This is a genomic window from Nonomuraea sp. 3-1Str (assembly GCF_031570565.1).
GTDB lineage: Bacteria > Actinomycetota > Actinomycetes > Streptosporangiales > Streptosporangiaceae > Nonomuraea.
In genome coordinates, this window is the sequence record NZ_JALHBK010000004.1 from 260,420 (window position 1) to 279,929 (window position 19,510).

General features: G+C 71.2%; 20 protein-coding genes and 3 tRNA genes. 16 read left to right on the plus strand and 7 right to left on the minus strand.

Annotation, left to right across the window (positions count from 1 at the left end; genetic code table 11):
- Positions 1-72 precede the first annotated feature (72 nt).
- Positions 73-849 (plus strand): fumarylacetoacetate hydrolase family protein, encoded by a 777-nt coding sequence (locus MTP10_RS09985; protein ID WP_310708774.1) that lies wholly within the window; start codon positions 73-75, stop codon positions 847-849.
- Complete coding sequence (gene gltX / locus MTP10_RS09990; RefSeq protein ID WP_310708775.1) at positions 842-2,215, plus strand: glutamate--tRNA ligase; 1,374 nt, start codon at positions 842-844, stop codon at positions 2,213-2,215. The genes MTP10_RS09985 and gltX overlap by 8 nt, the downstream gene beginning before the upstream one ends.
- Here the strand turns inward: gltX and MTP10_RS09995 are convergent.
- Positions 2,109-3,362, minus strand: coding sequence for an MATE family efflux transporter (locus MTP10_RS09995; protein WP_310708776.1), 1,254 nt, complete (start codon positions 3,360-3,362; stop codon positions 2,109-2,111). The two genes, gltX and MTP10_RS09995, sit on opposite strands and share 107 nt — an antisense overlap.
- A 55-nt stretch (positions 3,363-3,417) precedes the next feature.
- Between MTP10_RS09995 and MTP10_RS10000 the strand changes: the two genes are divergently transcribed.
- Positions 3,418-3,966, plus strand: coding sequence for a PadR family transcriptional regulator (locus MTP10_RS10000; protein ID WP_310708777.1), 549 nt, complete (start codon positions 3,418-3,420; stop codon positions 3,964-3,966).
- A gap of 4 nt (positions 3,967-3,970) precedes the next feature.
- Here the strand turns inward: MTP10_RS10000 and MTP10_RS10005 are convergent, their stop codons facing one another.
- Positions 3,971-4,150, minus strand: a complete 180-nt coding sequence (locus tag MTP10_RS10005) for a hypothetical protein (protein WP_310708778.1) — start codon at positions 4,148-4,150, stop codon at positions 3,971-3,973.
- 401 nt (positions 4,151-4,551) lie between these two features.
- On the opposite strand from MTP10_RS10005, the gene MTP10_RS10010 reads away from it, so the two are divergent.
- Positions 4,552-5,595, plus strand: a complete 1,044-nt coding sequence (locus MTP10_RS10010) for a serine hydrolase domain-containing protein (protein ID WP_310708779.1) — start codon at positions 4,552-4,554, stop codon at positions 5,593-5,595.
- A 133-nt stretch (positions 5,596-5,728) separates the two neighbouring features.
- Here MTP10_RS10010 and MTP10_RS10015 read toward each other — a convergent pair whose 3' ends face one another.
- Positions 5,729-7,696 (minus strand): M3 family metallopeptidase, encoded by a 1,968-nt coding sequence (locus MTP10_RS10015; RefSeq protein WP_310708780.1) that lies wholly within the window; start codon positions 7,694-7,696, stop codon positions 5,729-5,731.
- A 150-nt stretch (positions 7,697-7,846) separates the two neighbouring features.
- Here MTP10_RS10015 and MTP10_RS10020 point away from each other — a divergent pair.
- From MTP10_RS10020 to MTP10_RS10035, 4 genes are all read left to right on the plus strand, one after another.
- Positions 7,847-7,918 (plus strand) — tRNA-Gln (locus MTP10_RS10020).
- Positions 7,919-8,019: 101 nt separating this feature from the next.
- Positions 8,020-8,151: a hypothetical protein gene (locus MTP10_RS10025; RefSeq protein WP_310708781.1), complete on the plus strand. Its 132-nt coding sequence runs from the start codon at positions 8,020-8,022 to the stop codon at positions 8,149-8,151.
- A 238-nt stretch (positions 8,152-8,389) separates the two neighbouring features.
- Positions 8,390-8,465 (plus strand) — tRNA-Glu (locus tag MTP10_RS10030).
- A 20-nt stretch (positions 8,466-8,485) separates the two neighbouring features.
- Positions 8,486-8,558: transfer RNA gene (locus MTP10_RS10035), tRNA-Glu, on the plus strand.
- A gap of 199 nt (positions 8,559-8,757) precedes the next feature.
- Here MTP10_RS10035 and MTP10_RS10040 read toward each other — a convergent pair.
- Together MTP10_RS10040 and MTP10_RS10045 are read right to left on the minus strand one after the other, a co-directional pair.
- Entirely contained in the window at positions 8,758-10,491 is a 1,734-nt protein-coding gene (locus tag MTP10_RS10040; protein ID WP_310708782.1) for a hypothetical protein, read from the minus strand.
- 58 nt (positions 10,492-10,549) lie between these two features.
- Positions 10,550-11,266, minus strand: a complete 717-nt coding sequence (locus MTP10_RS10045; RefSeq protein ID WP_310708783.1) for an IclR family transcriptional regulator — start codon at positions 11,264-11,266, stop codon at positions 10,550-10,552.
- Between the two features lie 268 nt (positions 11,267-11,534).
- Between MTP10_RS10045 and leuC the strand changes: the two genes are divergently transcribed.
- The 4 genes from leuC (at position 11,535) to MTP10_RS10065 (ending at position 14,150) form a co-directional block, all read left to right on the plus strand.
- Positions 11,535-12,920, plus strand: coding sequence for a 3-isopropylmalate dehydratase large subunit (gene leuC, locus MTP10_RS10050; protein ID WP_310708784.1), 1,386 nt, complete (start codon positions 11,535-11,537; stop codon positions 12,918-12,920).
- Positions 12,921-12,932: 12 nt separating this feature from the next.
- Entirely contained in the window at positions 12,933-13,520 is a 588-nt protein-coding gene (gene leuD, locus MTP10_RS10055) for a 3-isopropylmalate dehydratase small subunit (protein WP_310708785.1), read from the plus strand.
- Positions 13,499-13,750 carry a hypothetical protein gene (locus MTP10_RS10060; protein WP_310708786.1) on the plus strand — a complete coding sequence of 84 codons (252 nt, stop codon included), beginning with the start codon at positions 13,499-13,501 and terminating at the stop codon, positions 13,748-13,750. Before leuD ends, MTP10_RS10060 begins: the two co-directional genes overlap by 22 nt.
- Positions 13,751-13,850: 100 nt before the next feature.
- Entirely contained in the window at positions 13,851-14,150 is a 300-nt protein-coding gene (locus MTP10_RS10065) for an HU family DNA-binding protein (protein WP_310708787.1), read from the plus strand.
- Between the two features lie 60 nt (positions 14,151-14,210).
- On the opposite strand, the gene MTP10_RS10070 is transcribed toward MTP10_RS10065, so the two are convergent.
- Complete coding sequence (locus MTP10_RS10070; RefSeq protein ID WP_310708788.1) at positions 14,211-14,423, minus strand: hypothetical protein; 213 nt, start codon at positions 14,421-14,423, stop codon at positions 14,211-14,213.
- A 53-nt stretch (positions 14,424-14,476) separates the two neighbouring features.
- Here MTP10_RS10070 and MTP10_RS10075 point away from each other — a divergent pair, with 53 nt between their 5' ends.
- The gene (locus tag MTP10_RS10075) at positions 14,477-15,718 is read left to right on the plus strand and encodes an MFS transporter (RefSeq protein ID WP_310708789.1); all 1,242 of its coding nucleotides are present in this window, start codon (positions 14,477-14,479) and stop codon (positions 15,716-15,718) included.
- Here MTP10_RS10075 and cofC read toward each other — a convergent pair.
- Complete coding sequence (cofC, locus tag MTP10_RS10080; protein ID WP_310708790.1) at positions 15,660-16,292, minus strand: 2-phospho-L-lactate guanylyltransferase; 633 nt, start codon at positions 16,290-16,292, stop codon at positions 15,660-15,662. The genes MTP10_RS10075 and cofC overlap by 59 nt on opposite strands.
- Before the next feature lie 135 nt (positions 16,293-16,427).
- On the opposite strand from cofC, the gene MTP10_RS10085 reads away from it, so the two are divergent.
- The 3 genes from MTP10_RS10085 (at position 16,428) to MTP10_RS10095 (ending at position 19,464) form a co-directional block, all read left to right on the plus strand.
- Positions 16,428-17,612 carry a transposase gene (locus tag MTP10_RS10085; protein WP_310708791.1) on the plus strand — a complete coding sequence of 395 codons (1,185 nt, stop codon included), beginning with the start codon at positions 16,428-16,430 and terminating at the stop codon, positions 17,610-17,612.
- 126 nt (positions 17,613-17,738) lie between these two features.
- Positions 17,739-18,449 carry a lysophospholipid acyltransferase family protein gene (locus tag MTP10_RS10090; protein WP_310708792.1) on the plus strand — a complete coding sequence of 237 codons (711 nt, stop codon included), beginning with the start codon at positions 17,739-17,741 and terminating at the stop codon, positions 18,447-18,449.
- A gap of 4 nt (positions 18,450-18,453) precedes the next feature.
- On the plus strand, positions 18,454-19,464 hold the full coding sequence (locus MTP10_RS10095; protein WP_310708793.1) for an NAD(P)H-dependent glycerol-3-phosphate dehydrogenase: 1,011 nt from the start codon (positions 18,454-18,456) through the stop codon (positions 19,462-19,464).
- Positions 19,465-19,510: the final 46 nt, after the last annotated feature.

Sequence of the window (19,510 nt, forward strand, 5' to 3'; positions counted from 1 at the left end):
GTGCCGTTGCCAGGCTAACCCGCGCCCCCACCGGGGGACGGACCGGCTCGGCGGCGACGATAGCCTTGTCGGGTGCGTATAGCGAGGTTCTCCACAGGCGAAGGCGTCACGTTCGGCGTGGTAGAGGGCGGCCCGGGCGAGGAGTTCGTCTCCGCCATCTCCGGCCACCCGTTCGGCGAGGTCCAGTTCACCGGCGAGAGGTTCCCGCTCAGCCAGGTGAAGCTGCTCGCCCCCATGCTTCCGAGCAAGGTGGTGGCCATCGGCCGCAACTACGCCGAGCACGCCCGCGAGATGGGCAACGAGGTGCCGGACGAGCCGCTGATCTTCATGAAGCCGTCCACCTCCGTCATCGGCCACGGCGAGGCCGTCGCCTACCCCACCTCGCTGTCCCACCGGGTCGACTTCGAGGGCGAGCTGGCCGTGGTGATCGGCCGGCTGTGCCGCGAGGTGCCGGTCGAGCGGGTCAAGGACGTCATCTTCGGCTACACCTGCGCCAACGACGTGACGGCCCGCGACCTGCAGAAGCGCGACGTGCAGTTCACCCGCGCCAAGGGCTTCGACACGTTCTGCCCGCTGGGCCCGTGGATCCGCACCGACCTCGACCCGAGCGACCTCGCGCTCACCACGACGGTCAACGGCGAGGTGCGCCAGAGCGGCCGCACCAGCCAGCTCATCCACGACATCCCCGCGCTCGTCGCCTACGTCAGCGCGGTCATGACCCTGATCCCCGGCGACGTCATCCTGACCGGCACCCCCGCCGGGGTCGGCCCGGTCGAGATCGGCGACGAGGTCAGCGTCGGCATCGAAGGCATCGGCACTCTGACGAACAAGGTGGTCGCTCGTGACTGATCTCCGGGTGCGGTTCGCCCCGTCCCCCACCGGCATGTTCCACGTGGGCGGCGCCCGCACGGCGCTGTTCAACTGGGCGCTGGCCGAGCAGGCGGGCGGCCGGTTCGTGCTGCGCGTCGAGGACACCGACGCCACCCGCAACCGGCCCGAGTGGACCGAGGGCATCATCTCGGCGCTCGACTGGATCGGCATCAACGGCACCAACCCGGCGTTCGAGGGCCCCTACTTCCAGTCGGCGTACGAGCCGCAGCACCGCGAGGCCGTGGCCAAGCTGCTGGCCGACGGCAAGGCGTACTACTGCGACTGCACCCGCGAGCAGCTCGTCGCCCGCACCGGCTCCGAGCACCGCGGCTACGACGGCCACTGCCGCGAACGCGGGCTGAGCGAGGGCGCGGTCCGCTTCCGCACCCCCGACGAGGGCGTCACCGTGGTCGACGACGTGATCCGGGGGCGGGTGGAGTTCCCCAACGACGCCCAGGAGGACTTCGTCATCGCCCGCACCGACGGCTCGCCCCTCTACGTGCTGGCCAACGCGGTCGACGACATCACCCAGGCCATCACCCACGTGGTGCGCGGCGAGGAGCACCTGGGCAACGCGGCCAAGCAGGAGCTCCTGTGGCCCGCGCTCGGCGCGACGCCGCCCGTGTGGGCGCACCTGCCGGTCATCGTCAACGAGCAGCGCAAGAAGCTGTCCAAGCGGCGCGACAAGGTGGCGCTGGAGGACTACCGCGAGGAGGGCTACCTGGCCGAGGCCATGGTCAACTACCTCATGCTGCTCGGCTGGGGCCCCGGCGACGACCGGGAGATCATGCCGTGGTCGGAGATGGTGCCGCTGTTCCGGCTGACGGACGTCAACAGCTCCAGCGCGTTCTTCGACGAGAAGAAGCTGCGCGCCTTCAACGGCGAGTACATCCGGGCGCTGCCGGTCCACGTCTTCGAGGAGCGCTGCTCGCCGTACCTCGACCCTGACTGGGACCGTGAGACCTTCAGCAAGGTCGCGGCGCTCGCCCAGACGCGCATCGCGGTGCTGTCGGAGATCCGGCAGAACGTCGACTTCCTCTTCCTCGACGAGCCGGTGTTCGACCAGGCGTCGTGGGACAAGGCGATGAAGAACGCCCCGGTGGAGATCCTCACCGGCTACCTGGAGCGCCTGGACGGGGTGAGCTGGGACCCCGAGTCGCTGAAGGAGGCGCTGGAGGAGGTCGGCGCCGCCCACGGCCTCAAGCTCGGCAAGGCGCAGGCCCCGGTCCGCGTCGCGATCACGGGCCGGACGGTCGGTCTGCCGCTGTTCGAGTCGATCGAGGTGCTCGGCCGCGAGCGCTCCCAGGATCGCCTCCGCGCGGCGCTAGCGCGCCTGCGAGGCTGACGGCCGCCCCGGCGGCCATCGCCAGCCACACCCCGGTGACGCCGGCGTACGCGCTCAGCCCGTACGCCAGCGGCACCTGCACGGCGAAGCCGGCCAGCGTGGCGGCGAGCAGCCGGCCGCCCCTGCCGCTCGCCTGGAGCACCCCGCCCACGGCGATGAGCCCGCCGAAGGGCACCAGGTAGAGCGTCATCCAGCGCAGGAAGCCCACGGCGGGCTCGACGTCGGCCGTGAAGAGCGCGGCGACGGGCGCCGCCACGACGTTCAGGGCGAGCGCCACGGCCGCGCCGGCGCCCAGCCCCAGCAGGAGGGGCGAGCCGGCGGGCTCGGAGCGCGCGGTGCGGATCATCGCGGCCTGCCGCAGCGCGTAGAACACCATGACGCCGGCCAGCATGATCTTCTGCCCGATGCCGTACCCGGCCAGCTCCCGCGTCCCGAACCCGGCCACGAGGTCCACCAGCGCCATGCCCACGGCCGAGCGGGCGAGGAAGTCGCCGGACATGGGCAGCCCGGTCCGCACCACCTCCCACGCCGCGCGCCCGCCCGGTCCCCGCTCCGTGATGAGGTGGCGTGAGGTCACGAGGGCGAAGGCCAGGGTCACCAGCCTGGCCGCCACGGTCGCCAGCGCCGCGCCCTGGACGCCCATCCCGAGCCCGTAGACGAACAGCGGGTCGAGCGCGATGACGAGCACGTTGCAGATGATGGCGTGCCGCATCGGGCGCCGGGTGTTCCCCCGGCCCTTGAGGATGCCGTCCACGACGGTCTGCGCGAAGAACACGGGCAGCCCGCCGAGCGAGACCAGGAAGAACCCGGCCGTGAGCCGCCACTCGTCGGTGAACAGCGCCGCCAGCGGCTCGCGCAGCAGCACGCCGGGCACGGTGATCGCGGCCGACAGGACCGCCCACAGCGCCCAGCCGGCCCGGACCACCGGCGCGATGGGCGCGCGCCCGTCGCGCCGGCCGACCAGCACCGTGACGCCCGTGGGGACCGCCAGGAACAGCCCGTAGGCCAGGTACTCGACGGTGGTGCCCACGGTCACGGCCGCGATCGCCCCCTCGCCGAGGCCGGAGACCCAGAGCAGGTCGATCAGCCCCACCGCCACGACCGCCGTCACCAGCTCCACGTACACGGGAACCGCCAGCCGGATCATCGTCTACCTCGATTCGTTGTATCTCGTCTAGAGGTATAACGGTACGATGCGGCCCATGGCAAGCGGAGGAGACCTCGCCCTGACGATCCTGGGCTTCCTGAACGAACGGCCGATGCACGGCTACGAGCTCAAGACCCGCCTCGCGGCGCTCTCCGGCCACCTGCGCCCGGTCAGCGACGGCGCCCTCTACCCGGCCATCTCACGGCTCGAAGCGGCGGGCCTCGTCGAGCGGCACGAGGAGGCGGGCGCCGCGGCCGCGCGCCGGCAGGTGCTCACCCTCACCCCGGCGGGCCGCGAGGAGCTGCTGGCCCGCCTCCGGACCCCCTCGGACCTCCAGATCAGCGACCAGGCGCGGTTCTTCGTCCTGCTGACGTTCCTGTCGGCCCTGCCGGACCCGGCCGACCGCGCCGCCGTGCTCCGCCGCCGCCTCGCCTTCCTGGAGGCCCCGGCCAGCTTCTTCTACGAGGGCGGCCGGCCGGTGCGCGCGGAGGAGGAGGCGGACCCGTACCGGCGGGGGATGCTGCTGGTCGCGCGGGCGATCAGCCGGGCGGAGAAGGAATGGCTCCGCGAGCGGCTCGCGGAGTCGCCCGCCGACCCGGGCTGACCGCTCAGCCTCGCTGCCCCGGGCGATCCACGATCACCGACGACATCAGGGCCGTGCTCCACGCCGCGCCCTTGCGGGCGATGGGCTCGCCGCCGCGGCCGAACGGGAACGGGTCGCGCAGCCAGACCGTCCGGGTTCCCAGGTAACGGCAGGTGCCCGGATCGAGAATGTCGTACCCGCGCATGGGCCGCGCGTCATCGGCTCCCTCCAGTCACACGCCCAGCCCGCTGCGTCCGGCGGCGTCGGATCGCGCTCCGAGCGCCGTATCAACTCGGCTTCGTCGACTCTGCCGGAATCTTCGGCGGTCACATGGTGCTCCCGTCGCTGCGCGTTGGTTCACCGGCTTTCGCCCGGACGGCAGGCAGGAGTTCACGCTACGAGCTGTGATCTGCGTCACCGGCGGTGGGATCACGCCCGACCTGAAGCCGGCCGGCGCGGGTTCTCTCGCCGGGCGAGCGCCGCAATAGCAACCTCAGTTGACTATCTCGCGATTAGTCAACTACGGTTGCTTGCATGCCGGGCGGAGCCTCCATTTCGGGGGCCCGAGCCCTGCTCGCCGTAGCCCTGACTGCCGTAGGAGCCACCATGACCATCCCCGATGCCGCCGCAGCCGACCGCGACAGGGAGCACGCGGAGATCCAGCGTGCGCTCGACGAGGCCGTGGCCGGCGGTGGCGGGCCCGGCATCGTCGCCGATCTCAGAGACGGTCGCCGGGCACCGTGGTTCGGCACGGCCGGAGTGGCCGACATGGAGACCGGCCGCAAGCGGCGACCGGGTGAGCACTTCCGCATCGGAAGCATCACCAAGGCCTTCACCGGCACGGTGGTCCTCCAGCTGGCGGCCGAGTGCGAGCTGACCCTCGACGACACCGTGGCGGCGTGGCTGCCGGGGGTGGTGGAGGAGCACCTCGGCGCGGACGGCCGGAAGATCACCATCAGGCGGCTGCTCAACCACACCAGCGGGCTCCCCGACGCGGTCCCCGGCCAGGAGACCCCGCGCCCCGAGGAGCCCGGGAAGCGCTTCATCTACTCCAAGGTCAACTACAACCTCGCCGGGATGATCGTCGAGAAGGCGACGGGCTCGACGCTCGCGAAGGAGATCGAGCGCCGCATCGCCCGCCCGCTGCACCTGACGGGAACGTATCTGCCGGAAAGCGATGAGAAGCTCCGCGACCCGCACGCTCGCCACTACTCGAAGTTCGACGAGATCGGCCAGGAAACGCCGATCCACGACGTGACCCAGATCGACACGAGCTGGGCCGGGGCCGCCGGAGGCATGATCTCGACGACCTCGGACCTGCACCGGTTCCTGCAGAGCCTGCTGCGCGGAGGTCTCCTCCCGCCGGCCCAGCAGAAGGAGATGTTCACCACCGTCTCGACGGAGGGAGCGGACTGGCTGCCGAACACCGGATACGGCCTCGGTGTCTACGCGCAGCAGCTCCCGTGCGGGGTCACGCTCTGGGGCGGCGGCGGCTCCATCCAGGGCTCGACGTCATACGCCATGGGCGACCGGCACGGCACCCACATGCTGGTCAGCAACATCAACGGCGACTGGAGCGACTACCTGAAGACCTTCACCCGGCTCTCGGAGACGTCCTTCTGCAGGCCGGCCTGGGCGACCAAGTCCTGAGTCGCTGCGGCGTGGAGGGCGGCCGCCGTCCACGCGGGCCGGACCCGGGGGGTGTGAGGGACCGGGAGGTCCCCCACCGGGGAAGCGGGGGCCGTGCCCGACCCTCGCCCCCGTACACGAGGCCCGGAGAGGGTCAGACGAGGCCGCGGCGCTTCAGCAGCGGCTCGATGGACGCCTCGCGCCCGCGGAACTCGCGGAAGGCCGTCAGCGGGTCCGTGGCGCCGCCCCTCGACAGCAGCGTGCGCCGGAAGTGGTCGCCGTTCTCGCGCCTGAGCCCGCCGTTCTCCTTGAACCACTCGACGCTCTCCGCGTCGAGCACCTCGCTCCAGATGTAGGAGTAGTACCCGGCGCTGTAGCCGCCCGAGAAGATGTGCGCGAAGTAGTTGGTCCGGTAACGCGGCCGGACCGGCGGGAAGGCGATCTGGGCCGCCTCCAGGGCCGCCTGCTCGAACGCCTCGGCGTCCTCCACCGTCTGGCCGGGCTCCAGCTTGTGCCAGGCCCAGTCGAGCAGGGTGGCGGCGAGGTACTCGACCGTCATGAAGCCCTGGTTGAACTGCTCGGCCGCCTTCATCTTCGCCACGAGCTCGGCCGGCATCGGCTCGCCCGTCTCGTGGTGGCGGGCGTAGTTGGCCAGCACCTCTGGCCAGGTCCCCCACATCTCGTTGACCTGCGACGGGTACTCGACGAAGTCACGCGGCACGCTCGTCCCGGAGACCCGCGGGAAGCGCACCTCCGAGAACAGCCCGTGCAGCGCGTGCCCGAACTCGTGGAAGGCCGTGTTCACCTCGTCGTAGGTGAGCAGGGTCGGCCCGGAGGCGGGCTTGGTGAGGTTGAGGTTGTTGAGCACCACCGGCTTCTCGCCGAACAGCAGCGACTGGTTGACCAGGTTGTTCATCCAGGCGCCGCCTCGCTTGCCCTGCCGGGCGTACGGGTCGAGCGCGAACAGGCCGAGGGCGCCGCCGTCCTCGTTGAACACCTCGAAGACGCGCACGTCCTCGTGGTAGCCGCGCAGGTCCGGCCGCGGCGTGAACGTGATGCCGTACAGACGGGTGGCCGCGAAGAAGACGCCGTCGCGGAAGACGCGGTCCAGCTCGAAGTACGGCCGCATCGCGCTCGCGTCGAGGTCGTAGCGGGCCCGGCGCACCTTCTCGGCGTAGAACGACCAGTCCCACGGCTCGATCTCGAAGCCGGCCTGCTCGGCCAGCGCCTCCGCCTCCTTGCGGGCGTTGCGCACGGCCGGGCCGACGAGCTGGCCCAGCATCTCCTCGACCGCCTCCACGGTCTTGGCCGTCTGGTCGGCCACCTTGTACGCGGCGTGGCTCGGGTAGCCGAGCAGCCTGGCCCGCTCGGCGCGCAGCGTCGCCGTGCGGATCGCCAGGCCGAAGTTCGCCGGCGCCCGCTCCACGCTCAGCGTGTAGAGCCGGCGGCGCACGTCGCGGTCGGTGAGCTGGGCGAGGCCGGGCTGGTTGGTGAAGTTCAGCAGCGGCAGCACGTACGTGCCCTCGCGCTTCAGCGACGCGATCCGGTCCTCGTCGAACCCGTCGAGCTCCTTGGGGTCCTCCACCACGAGCGCGGACTCGGTAGAGGCGCGCATGAGGTTCTGGGCGAACTCGGTGGACAGCCGCGACAGCTCCTCGTTGAGCTCCCTGAGCCGCTCCTGCTCGGTCTCGGACAGGTCGGCGCCGGCCCGGACGAAGTCCTCGCGGTACTTCTCCAGCAGCCACGCCTCCTCGGGGTCCTCGGTGGTGACCTGCTTGACGCGGGCCCACAGGGCGCGGTTGAGGCGGATGGCGTCGCTGTGCTTGGCCAGCTCGGGAGAGATCCGCTTCTCGATCTCCATGATCCCGTCGGTCGAGGCGGACGCGGCGACCGAGAAGAACGCGGTGGCGGTGCGGTCGAGCAGCCGGCCGGAGCGTTCGAGCGCGGCGATCGTGTTGTCGAACGTCGGCGGCTCCTCGCTTCCCGCGATCGCGTCGACCTCGGCCAGCTGCTCCGCCATCCCGCGCTCGAACGCGGGCGGGTAGTGCTCCTCGCGGATGTCGGCGAAAGGCGGCAGTTGGTACGGCAGGGGACTGGGGGCGAACAAGGGGTTCTCGGCCAACGCTCGGGCTCCTCACGTGGTGTTTTGTCCCCCTCAGCTTGGCACGGGGAGAAGCCCGCCGGGTGTTCCGGGGGAATCGTTTTGGCACTGGCCCCAAGCTGGGCTATTCTTTCGGACGTCGCCGAACGCGCCTCCCGGGGCTCGGAGCGGTGGGGTATGGTGTAATTGGCAGCACGACTGATTCTGGTTCAGTTAGTCTAGGTTCGAGTCCTGGTACCCCAGCAGTGAGCAGCGGATGTCTCGGAAATCGAGGCGTCCGTTTTTCATTTCACCAGACTGTCGCGGATCTCGGCGATCCGCCGGCACGCCGCCGCGGTGGGCGCATGGGTAGCGATCGCCGGTTGATCGGCGAGCTGCGTGCCGCCATGGCCGAGAACGCCGAGACGGTCCTCGAGCCCGCCGCCATGGGCCCCGCCTGCCCGAGCGGGTTCTCAGGGCCGCCCGTGGCACGCTGAGCCCCCGGGAGCTGGAGGTGCTGCGGCTGGTCGCCGGGGGAGCGACCAACCGCGAGGCCGTGGCGGAGGCGTACCGCCGCGGACTGCTGGGCGACCGGCGCCGGCGGCCGGGGGCGGGCGCGGACCGGGACCCATGCCGCGATCTACCGGCGCGTGATCGCAGTTTGGTTGTGGTCTCCGGGGTGCGGTAGAGTTACGTCCGTCGCCGGGGCAGCCCGGCGGATCACTTGTGGGACATGGTCCCGTCGTCTAGTGGCCCAGGACGCCGCCCTCTCAAGGCGGTAGCGCCGGTTCGAATCCGGTCGGGACTACCACAGTCACACAAGTCAGCGAAGGTCCCGTCGTCTAGTGGCCCAGGACGCCGCCCTCTCAAGGCGGTAGCGCCGGTTCGAATCCGGTCGGGACTACGTTCTTTCTCATCCACGCCCCGAGCGCCTCTGCGCCGGGGCGTTTTCGCGTTGGGCAGTTGCATGGAGCCGGCCCCGGCCACGGTGATGGCCCATGGCGAGCGGCGGGCCGTTCTGGAGGCGTGTCCTCGACTGACGGCCGCGCGGACGGATGAGCCCTGTGGCCCGGGACCGCAGGCAGCGGTCCCGGGCACGGCGGCTAGGAGGCGTTGGAGCGGGCCTTGAACAGCGCCCGCCGGGCCGCCTTGGCGACCTGCTTGTCCGGATGCACCTGGGAGATCAGGTCCAGCAGCTCCTCCACGTGGGAGTGCGGGATCTTCCAGATCACTTCCAGGAGGTTGTTCAGCAGCTCCGGCCCGATGTCGCGCAGGCTGCTGACGAACTCCGACCGCCCGAGCCCGGCGGAGATGGTCCACATGTCCAGGATCAGCCAGTGGGTGTCGTCCTCGGTCGGCTCGGGCGCCCCCTCGATCTCCAGCTGGCTCAGGTGCGTGGCCGCGTACGGCCGCAGCGACGGCTCCTTGAGCGCGGCCTCCCAGGCCGGGATCGCGGCCTCGCCGAGCGTGCCCACGACGCTGGCGGCCTGGACCCGGATGAGCGCGTCGCTCTCGTCCTCGGCCGCCGCGTCGAGCAGCTCCTCGGCCGCCTTGGCCGGCTCGCGCAGCCGCATCCACGCGGCGAACTCGGCGTCGGCCTCCTCCTCGGGCAGCTCGGCGCTGAGGGCGAGCAGCTCGTGGGCGCTCATGGACTCGATGGCGGGCCGCGCGTCGATCTCGACGTCGGCGTCGTCCACCAGGTGGATGACGCCCTCGGTGCCGAGCGCCGTCAGGCTGAGCGTGCCGCCGGCGCCCTCGGCGGGGTCGAGGGCGACCATGCCGTAGCCGGTCAGCCAGTCGATCGCCGGGGCCAGCGGGTCGCCCGCCGCCTCCCACGCGTCGGAGCCCAGCTCGTCCAGGTCGGCCGCGGCCTCGGCCAGCTCCTGGCGCAGGCCGTCGAGCTCGCGCGCGCCGCCGGCCAGCAGCAGCCGCACCAGCACGCCCCGGGTGAGCCCCGACAGGGCCATGGTCAGGTCGTCGTCGGGCAGCTCCGGGTCGCCGTAGTCGACCGAGTGGAGGCCGAGCATCCAGGCGTCGAGCACGTCCTCGTCGTCGTCGAACGGCCACTCGGACGTGTCGTCCTGGACCGCCACCGTGTTGCCCTCGCCCGGCTCAAGGAACTCCAGGTCGACGGCGAGGTTCCAGACGTTCCAGAGCTGGGGGACGGCCTCGGCGAGCGAGCCGTCGGTCTCCGGCCTGGCCAGGCCGACGGCGGCCAGCGCCTCCTCGACCTCGGCGTCGGACAGCAGGGTGTCCTCGCCGACGCGGCGGCCCGAGCCGACCCACAGGGCCAGATCGCGGGCCTTGGCGATCAGCGGCACCTCGCGGGCGGCGGCGGCCAGCTCGGAGTCGGGCCGCAGCCGGATCGTGGGCAGGGCGGCGAGCTCGTCGGCGAACGGCTCGAAGTCTCCCAGATCGCTGGTCTCCTCCTCGTCCTCGTCTCCGCCCTCGGAGTCGTCGAGGAGCTCCTCCATGAGCTCGACGAACTCGTCCTCGACGTCGTCGAGCTCCTCCCGCAGGCCGTCCAGGGTGTCGGAGCCCTGGGTCAGCCTCCCGGTCTCGGAGAGGAAGGTGAGGTAGGCGTCCACGGCCGGCAGCATCCCGTCGGCCGCGGCGTCGGGGTCCTCCACGACCTTCGGCATGCGGTCCAGCAGGAGGTTGCGCAGGTCAGGGCGCTTCCACGTGCCGAGGTCGCTGGAGAAGGCGAGACGGTGCCACAGGGCGGCGGGCCCGACGAGCTCGGGGTCGCTGTCGGGCGCGTTGACACGTGCCCACATGATGAACTCTTCGAGCAGGGGTCGCAGCTCAGTGGCGGCTACCTCGATGCGATCTGTCACGCACTCAGGCTAGTGCGCCAGCGGCGCACTCGGCCCCCCAAATGCGTGCTTTTGCTGATCATGACGTGCGGCGCATCGATTCGGTGATCCGCTCGGCGGCGGCCATCACGGGTACGGCGTGCAACCGCCCGGGGGCCCGGGTGAGCCGCTCGATGGGGCCCGAGACCGAGACCGCGGCGATGACCTTGCCGCCGCTGCCCCTTATGGGCGCCGAAACGCTCGCCACGCCCTGCTCGCGCTCGCCCACGCTGTGCGCCCAGCCCCGGCGTCGCACCGACGCGAGCGTCGCCGCGGTGAACTTGGCGCCGCGCAGGCCGCGGTGCAGCCGGTCCGGCTCCTCCCAGGCCAGCAGGATCTGCGCCGCCGAGCCCGCCGTCATGGGCAGCGCCGATCCCACGGGCACGGTGTCACGCAGGCCGCTGGAGCGTTCGGCGGCGGCCACGCACACCCGTTCGTCACCCTGGCGGCGATAGAGCTGCGCGCTCTCGCCCGTCAGATCCCGCAGGTGCATCAGCACCGGCGAGGCCACCGCGAGCAGCCGGTCCTCGCCGGCGGCCGTGGACAACTCCGAGAGGCGCGGACCCAGGACGAACCTGCCCTGTGTGTCACGGCTCACAATGCGGTGGTGTTCGAGCGCGACGGCGAGCCGATGCGCGGTGGGGCGGGCCAATCCGGTGGCCTGAACGAGCTGCGCCAGCGACGCCGGGCCGGCTTCGAGGGCATTGAGCACCAGAACGGCCTTGTCGAGTACTCCGACTCCGCTAGAGTTGTCCATAGGCCGATACTGCCGTCTCGACATATGAGAAGGCAAGTCGGAGCGAAGCCATCAGGCGAGGGAGCGCCGGTCTCTGGACTGAGGAGCGAAGGGAGCGAAGCGACCGGAGCGACGAGGGAAGAGACCGGACGTGAGCGACCGAGCCGCGATGCGGAGCATCGCCACAAGCAGGCGAGGGAGCGCCGGTCTCTGGACTGAGGAGCGACCGAGCTGCGATGCGGAGCATCGCCACAAGCAGGCGGAGCATCGCCTTGACCAGGAGGAGATCATGGGCCGCACACTGGCGGAGAAGGTCTGGGAGCAGCATGTCGTGCGCCGCGCCGACGGCGAGCCCGACCTGCTCTATATCGACCTGCACCTCATCCACGAGGTGACCAGCCCGCAGGCGTTCGACGGGCTCCGGCTCGCCGGGCGCAAGGTGCGCAGGCCCGACCTCACCATCGCCACCGAGGACCACAACGTCCCCACGGTGCTCGGCCCCATCGCCGACCCGGTGTCCAAGACCCAGGTCGAGACGCTGCGCAAGAACGCCGCCGAGTTCGGCATCCGGCTGCACCCCATGGGCGACGCCGGCCAGGGCGTGGTGCACATCATCGGCCCGCAGTTCGGCCTGACGCAGCCCGGCATGACGATCGTCTGCGGCGACTCGCACACCTCCACGCACGGCGCGTTCGGCGGCATCGCGTTCGGCATCGGCACCTCCGAGGTCGAGCACGTGCTGGCCACGCAGACCCTGCCCGCCTACCGGCCCAAGACCATGGCCATCGAGGTCTCCGGCCAGCTGCCCGTCGGCGTCACCGCCAAGGACCTGATCCTCGCCATCATCGCCAAGATCGGCACCGGCGGCGGCCAGGGCTACATCGTCGAGTACCGCGGCGAGGCCATCCGCAAGCTCTCCATGGAGGGCCGGATGACGGTGTGCAACATGTCCATCGAGGCCGGCGCCCGCGCGGGCCTGATCGCCCCGGACGAGACCACGTTCGCCTACCTCCAGGGCCGCCCGCACGCCCCCTCCGGCGAGCAGTGGGACCAGGCGGTCGAGTACTGGACGTCGCTGCGCACCGACGACGACGCCGAGTTCGACAAGGTCGTCGAGATCGACGCCTCGACGCTCACGCCGTACGTCACCTGGGGCACGAACCCCGGCCAGGGTCTGCCCCTGGACGCGTCCGTCCCGGACCCGGCGGGCTTCGCCGACCCGATCGAGCGCTCCGCCGCCGAGCGCGCCCTGGAGTACATGGGGCTGACCGCCGGCACGCCGCTGCGCGAGATCGAGGTCGACACCGTGTTCGTCGGCTCCTGCACCAACGGCCGCATCGAGGACCTGCGCTCGGCCGCCGAGATCCTGCGCGGCCGGCAGGTGAGGACTCGCACCCTCATCGTGCCCGGCTCGATGCTGGTCAAGCTGCAGGCCGAGCAGGAGGGGCTGCACGAGGTGTTCAAGGCCGCCGGCGCCGAGTGGCGCGAGGCCGGCTGCTCCATGTGCCTCGGCATGAACCCCGACACGCTCCAGCCGGGCGAGCGCAGCGCCTCGACCTCCAACCGCAACTTCGAGGGCCGCCAGGGCAAGGGTGGCCGCACCCATCTGGTGTCGCCGCAGGTCGCCGCCGCGACCGCCGTCACCGGCCGCCTGACGGCTCCCGCCGACCTCTAGGAGATCCCGACCATGGACGCGTTCACCACCCACACCGGTACGGCGGTGCCGCTGCGCCGCAGCAACGTCGACACCGACCAGATCATCCCGGCCGTCTGGCTCAAGCAGGTCAGCCGCACCGGCTTCGAGAACGGCCTGTTCGCCGCCTGGCGCGAGGACCCCGGCTTCGTCCTCAACGACCCCGCCTACCAGGGCGCCTCGATCCTCGTCTCCGGGCCCGACTTCGGCACCGGCTCCTCGCGCGAGCACGCCGTATGGGCGCTCCAGCAGTACGGCTTCCGCGTCGTGATCGCCGCCCGGTTCGGCGACATCTTCCGCAACAACTCCACCAAGATGGGCCTGCTGCCGGTCATCCTGCCGGGCGACAAGGTGGAGGAGCTCCAGGCCGCGGTGGAGGCCGACCCGACGCTCCAGGTGACGGTCGACCTGGACGGCCGCGAGGTCCGCTGGGCGGGCGAGGCCGTCGGCTTCGAGATCGACGACTACACCCGCTGGCGGCTCATGGAGGGGCTCGACGACATCGGCCTGACCCTGCGGCACGCGGAGGACGTGACGGCGTACGAGAATGAGCGGCAGCCATGGCTGCCGACGACCGTCTAGAGGACGACGAGCTGGCGCGGCGGTTGCGCGAGGCGCACCGCCGCGTCAACGCCGTGCTGGCCGGGCTTCCCGCCGACCGGAAAGAGCGGCTGGCGCGCAGATATCTGACGATCTGCGACCTCGCGAAGCGCGATCCGGTACGGGCCGCGGCCCGCCTGGATCTTCTTCTGGCCTCCCTGAACGGCGATTCCGACACGCCACGCGCACCCGAAAGCACGCCGGGTGATTGAGTTCGCCCGCAATCCGGCCTAGTTTCGGGAGTGTAAGGGGTTTCTACGTCGAACTTCGTTAGCTGGAACCCCGAGCCGTAACGGGGGGAGCACAACTTACATGAACAAGCGAGAGCTCGTTGACGCCATAGTAGAACGGGTCGGCGACCGGAAGACGGCGACCGAGGCGGTCAACGCGATCATCGACGTCGTCCAGAAGGCCGTGGCCGGTGGGGACAAGGTCTCGATCACCGGCTTCGGTGCCTTCGAGATGGTCCACAAGCCGGCGCGTTCGGCCAGGAACCCGTCGACCGGCGCCGAGATCAAGGTCCAGGAGAGCTGGGGGCCGAAGTTCCGGCCGGGGTCGGACTTCAAGGAGCTGGTGAACGCCGGCGGCAAGAAGGCCGCGAAGAAGAAGTAACGACGTCCCACCCGCCCGGTCCCCGTCTCGGGGGCCGGGCGTTCCTTTGCCCGGACCTCCTCACCCGGGAGGCTCGGGCACGGGGAACGTGGACAGCGTGACGTAGCTGATCTCCCCGTCCGTCATCGCCAGCCGCACCCGCTGACCCGAGCGGAGCAGCAGCAGCGGGCCCGCGTCGAAGGCGTGCGTCGCGAAGGGCAGCACGGTCCCGTCGTCGAGGAAGACCGTGCCGGAGCGGGTGACCTCGTCGAAGGTACGCACCGTGGCCTGCACGCGTCCCAGCCTATTCCGTTTGCTCGGGCCGCCGAACGGAACTATTTCCACCTATGCGGTCGAACCCTGACTTCCAGCGCTTCGTCTGGGCGAACGCGGTGACCCAGATGGGCACGCAGGTCACCACCGTCGCCCTGCCCCTGGCCGCCGTCCTCACCCTGGACGCCGGCGCCCTGGAGCTGGGGCTGCTCGCCGCCGCCCAGATGGTCGCCTTCCTCCTCGTGGGTCTCCCGGCCGGCGTCTGGGTGGACCGCGTGCGCCGGCGGCCCATCCTGGTCTGGTCCGACCTCGTGCGCGGCCTGGCGCTGGCCACGGTCCCGCTCGCGGCCTGGGCGGGCGTCCTCACCCTGCCGCAGCTCTACGCGGTGGCGCTGGTCGTCGGGTTCGGCACGGTGTTCTTCGACGTGGCCCACATGAGCCTGCTGCCCGCCGTCGTGCCCGAGGACCGGCTCGAACGCGGCAACGGCGCCCTGGAGGTCACCCGCAACGTCTCCCTCCTGGCCGGCCCCGGCGTGGGCGGCTGGCTCGTCAACGCCCTGACCGCTCCCGTCGCCCTGCTCGCCGACTCCGCCAGCTACCTCGTCTCCGCGCTGCTCCTGTCCCGCGTACGGGCCGAGGAGCGGCCGGTACGGCGGGAACGGCGGCGGCTGCGCCGGGAGATGGCCGAGGGCCTGGCCTTCGTCGCCCGTGAGCCGGTGCTGCGCCGCGTCGCCGCCGGCGGGGCGCTGGCCATGGCGGCCAACAGCGTCTGCTCGGTCGGCTTCCCGCTCTACCTGGTCAAGGAGCTCGGGGTCGGGCCGGGCGCGTACGGACTGCTGCTGTCAGCCTCCGCCTGCGGGGCGCTGGCCGGCGCGGCGCTGGTGCCGCGGCTGACCGCCCGCTTCGGCACGGGCGCCACCCTGTACGGCTCGGCGGCGCTGGCCACGGTGCTCTACCTGCCCGCGCTGGGCACCGGGCCCGGGTGGCGCCTGGCGTTCCTGCCCGTGGCCGGGGCGCTGTTCGGCGCGGCCAGTTCGGTCTTCGGCGTCGCCCAGCTGAGCCACCGGCAGCGCGTCACCCCCGGGCACCTGCTGGGCCGCGTCAACGCCGCCATGCGCTTCCTCATGTGGGGCGCCGTGCCGCTGGGCGGGCTGCTCGGCGGGGCGCTGGGGGAGCGGGCGGGCGGTCACACGGTGTTCGCCACGGGCGTGGCCGCGCTCGGCCTCTCCCACCTGGCGGTCGTCACCGCGCCCCGGCTCAGGACGGCCACAGCTCCGCCACCACGGCCGTGGTGTGCGGACCGAGACCCAGCCTGACGGCCGCGCGCAGGTCGTCGGGGGTGTCCACGTCGCGCCGCACCGAGTCGACGCCGTCGAGGCACAGCTCCTTGGCCCCGCCCGCCAGGTGCCTGGCCCGCGACTCCCCGCCGAAGCGGGGCGTGAACGGCAGCCCGGCCCGCACGCCGTAGAAGGTGGTGCCCACGTCCAGCGCGTCCGGCACGAACGCCTGGTCGAAGTCCGCCGCGGCGGCCAGCACCACGGCCAGCTCCGCGGGCCGCAGCGCGGGCAGGTCCGCCTGCAGCGCTCCCACGGGGTCACCGGGGGCCAGGCGTACCGCATGGGCGGCGCCCGTGCGCAGCGCGGTGTTGAGCCCGCGGTCGGGGTCGTGCACCACGTCCGCGCCCAGCGCGGCGAGCGGCCCGGCGGCGGCGGGATCGGCGGTCACGACGACCACCCGGGCCACGGCCGGGCAGGCCAGCGCGGCCGACACGGTGTCACAGGCCACGGCGACGGCCAGCCGCGTACGATGCGGACCGGTCGCGGCGGCCAGCCGCGTCTTCGCCGCGACCAGCGTCTTCACCGGGACGACCAGTGACCAGCGGTTGCTCATAGCCGCTCCCCTGAGCTGTGGATTCCGCTGTCGGGCATTGCTCAACCGTAAGCCCCAGGACAGGAGGCTCAGCGCGCGGGCATGAGTCCGAACGTTCGTACGATAGTCGGCTGGGGCTTGCACTAGTGTCTGCGCATGGCGCGGACGGTGAAGCGGGCCTTCAAATACCGCTTCTATCCCACTGCCGAGCAGGCCGAGGAGCTCGTCCGGACGTTCGGCTGTGTTCGCCTGGTCTACAACAGAGCGCTGGAGGAACGCACCCGCGCTTTCGCGGAAGGCCGCCGCATCTCGTACGCGGAGTCCTCGGCGGCGCTCACGCAGTGGAAAGGCACCGAGGGATTGGCCTTCCTGAGGGATGTGTCCAGTGTGCCGTTGCAGCAAGCGCTCAGGCATCTCCAGGCTGCTTTCTCGCACTTCTTCGCCGGACACGCCGGGCATCCGACATTCAAGTCGCGTAGGCGGTCACGTCTGTCGGCGGAGTACACCCGTAGTGCGTTCCGTTACCACGACGGAGCGCTGACGCTGGCGAAGATGGGCGTGCCATTGGCCATCGTGTGGTCGCGCCCACTGCCAAAGGGGGCGCAGCCGTCCACGGTGACGGTATCGAAGGATGCGGCGGGGCGCTGGTTCGTGTCGATCCTCTGTGAGGACACCATCCAGGGGCTCTGTCCGACAGAGCATGTGGTGGGGGTGGACGTCGGCATCTCGGCGCTGGCGGCGTTATCCACTGGCGAGAAGATTCCCAACCCCCGGCATGAGCAGGCGGATCGGCGCAGGCTCGCCAGAGCCCAGCGTGCCCTCGCTCGCAAACAGAAGGGGTCGGCCAACCGGGAGAAAGCACGGTTGCGGGTGGCGCGCCTTCATGGTCGGATCGCCGACCGCAGAAGAGACCATCTCCACAAGATCTCCACACGGCTTGTTCGCGAGAACCAAGTGATCGCCGTTGAAGATCTCGCGGTGCGGAACATGGTCAAGAACCGTGGTCTGGCGCGCGCCATCTCCGATGCGAGTTGGCGGATGCTGCGAAGCATGTTGGAGTACAAGGCGGCCTGGCGTGGCAGAGAGCTGATCGTGGTGGACCGTTGGTTCCCTTCGTCCAGATTGTGCTCCGGTTGCGGAACGATAGGGCCGCGCATGCCGTTAGATGCTCGGGTATGGCGGTGCGCCTGCGGCGACTCCCATGACCGCGACGTGAACGCGGCCCGCAACATCCTCGCCGCCGGGCTGGCGGAGAGGCGAAACGCCTGTGGAGGGACGGTAAGACCCGACTCGCGAGAGCGGCGAGGGCTCGGCTCGGTGAAGCAGGAAGCCACCTCGTGAGTGGTGGATCCCCAGGCAGTGGCTGGGGGAGAGGCCAAAGGGTTAAGCATCGCGCCTCGACATCCCACGCGGCCAACCGGGAGACTTGGGGCGCGATACGTTCGTGTTGGAGGGTTGGAGGAGAGCATGAGGCGCCTCACGCGACCATCGCGTTTCTGGGAGACCCTGGCCGTGGTGATCGTGAAGCCACTGTCGCTGCTCCTGGTCAGGCATGACTGGCGCCATGGGGAGCGGATCCCGCGTGCGGGCGGTGTCATCATCGCCGCCAACCACCTGTCGTGGTCCGACCCCGTGCTGCTGTCCCATTTCCTGTACAACAACGGGCGCTGGCCGGTCATCCTGGCCAAGGCGGCGCTGTTCCGGGTGCCGCTGCTCGGCCACGCCGTGCGCTCCTTGTGCGCGATCCCCGTCGAGCGGGGCAGCAGCGAGGCGGCCAGGTCGCTGGAGGCCTCGGAGCAGCGGCTGCGCGACGGCGGTGCGATCTTCTTCTACCCCGAGGGCACCTGCACCCGCGACCCCGGCCTGTGGCCGATGGTGGGCAAGACCGGCGCTGCCCGGCTGGCCCTGGCGAGCGGCGCCCCGGTGATCCCCGTGGCCCACTGGGGGGCGCAGGAGCTGCTGCCGTACGGGGAGAAGAGGCCCAGGCTGTTCCCGCGCAAGACGTTCCGCGTGTCGGTGGGGCCGCCGGTGGACCTGTCGCGGTACTCCGGCAAGCCGCCGCAGGGGGAGGTGCTGCGCGACGCGACCGCCGACATCATGGCGGCGATCACCGTGCAGCTCGCCGAGCTGCGCGGCGAGAAGGCGCCCGAAACTCCCTACGACCCGGCCGGACGGTGACCCGATGACGAAGGCGGCGGTGTTCGGCACCGGCTCGTGGGGCACCACGTTCGCCATGATCCTGGCCGAGGCGGGCAACGAGACCACGCTGTGGGGGCGGCGGCCGGAGCTGGTCGAGGCGATCGACCGTACCCACATCAACCTCGACTACCTGCCGGGTGTGACGCTGCCCGCCTCGCTGCGCGCGACGACCGACCCGGCCGAGGCACTGGACGGGGCCGACTTCGTGGTGCTGGCCGTGCCGTCGCAGACGCTGCGGGCCAACCTGGCCGCCTGGCGCGCGCACATCCCGCCGGACGCGGTGCTGGTCAGCCTGATGAAGGGCGTCGAGCTGGGCACCACCAAGCGGATGAGCGAGGTGATCCGCGAGGTGGCGGGCGTCCCCGAGGAGCGGGTGGCGGTCGTCTCGGGCCCCAACCTCGCCAAGGAGATCGTCCAGCGTCAGCCCGCCGCCACCGTCGTGGCGTGCAGCGACGAGAGCGTGGCCGCGCGCCTGCAGAGCGCCTGCCACCTGCCGCCGTGGTTCCGCCCCTACACCAACACCGACGTGGTGGGCGTGGAGCTGGGCGGCGCGGTCAAGAACGTCATCGCGCTGGCCGTCGGCGTCGCGGTGGGCATGGGCATGGGCGACAACGTCGCCGCGATGCTGATGACCCGGGGGCTGGCGGAGATCTCGCGGCTGGGTGCCGCGCTCGGGGCCGACCCGCACACGTTCGCCGGGCTGGCCGGGATGGGCGACCTGGTGGCGACCTGCACCTCGCCGCTGTCGCGCAACCGCACGTTCGGCGAGCGCCTGGGCCGCGGCATGACGCTGGAGGAGGTCGTGGCCGCCACCAAGCAGACCGCCGAGGGCGTCAAGTCGTGCGAGTCGGTGCTGGAGCTGGCCAGGAAGCACGACGTCGAGATGCCGATCACCGAGGTGGTCGTGGGCGTCGTCCACGACGGCATGTCGCCCAGCGAGGCGGGCATGCTGTTGATGTCCCGTTCGCCGAAGCCTGAGCGTTATGGGGTCTGACCATTGCGGACAACACCGGCGTGCTTGGCTCGCTGTGGTGCGGACA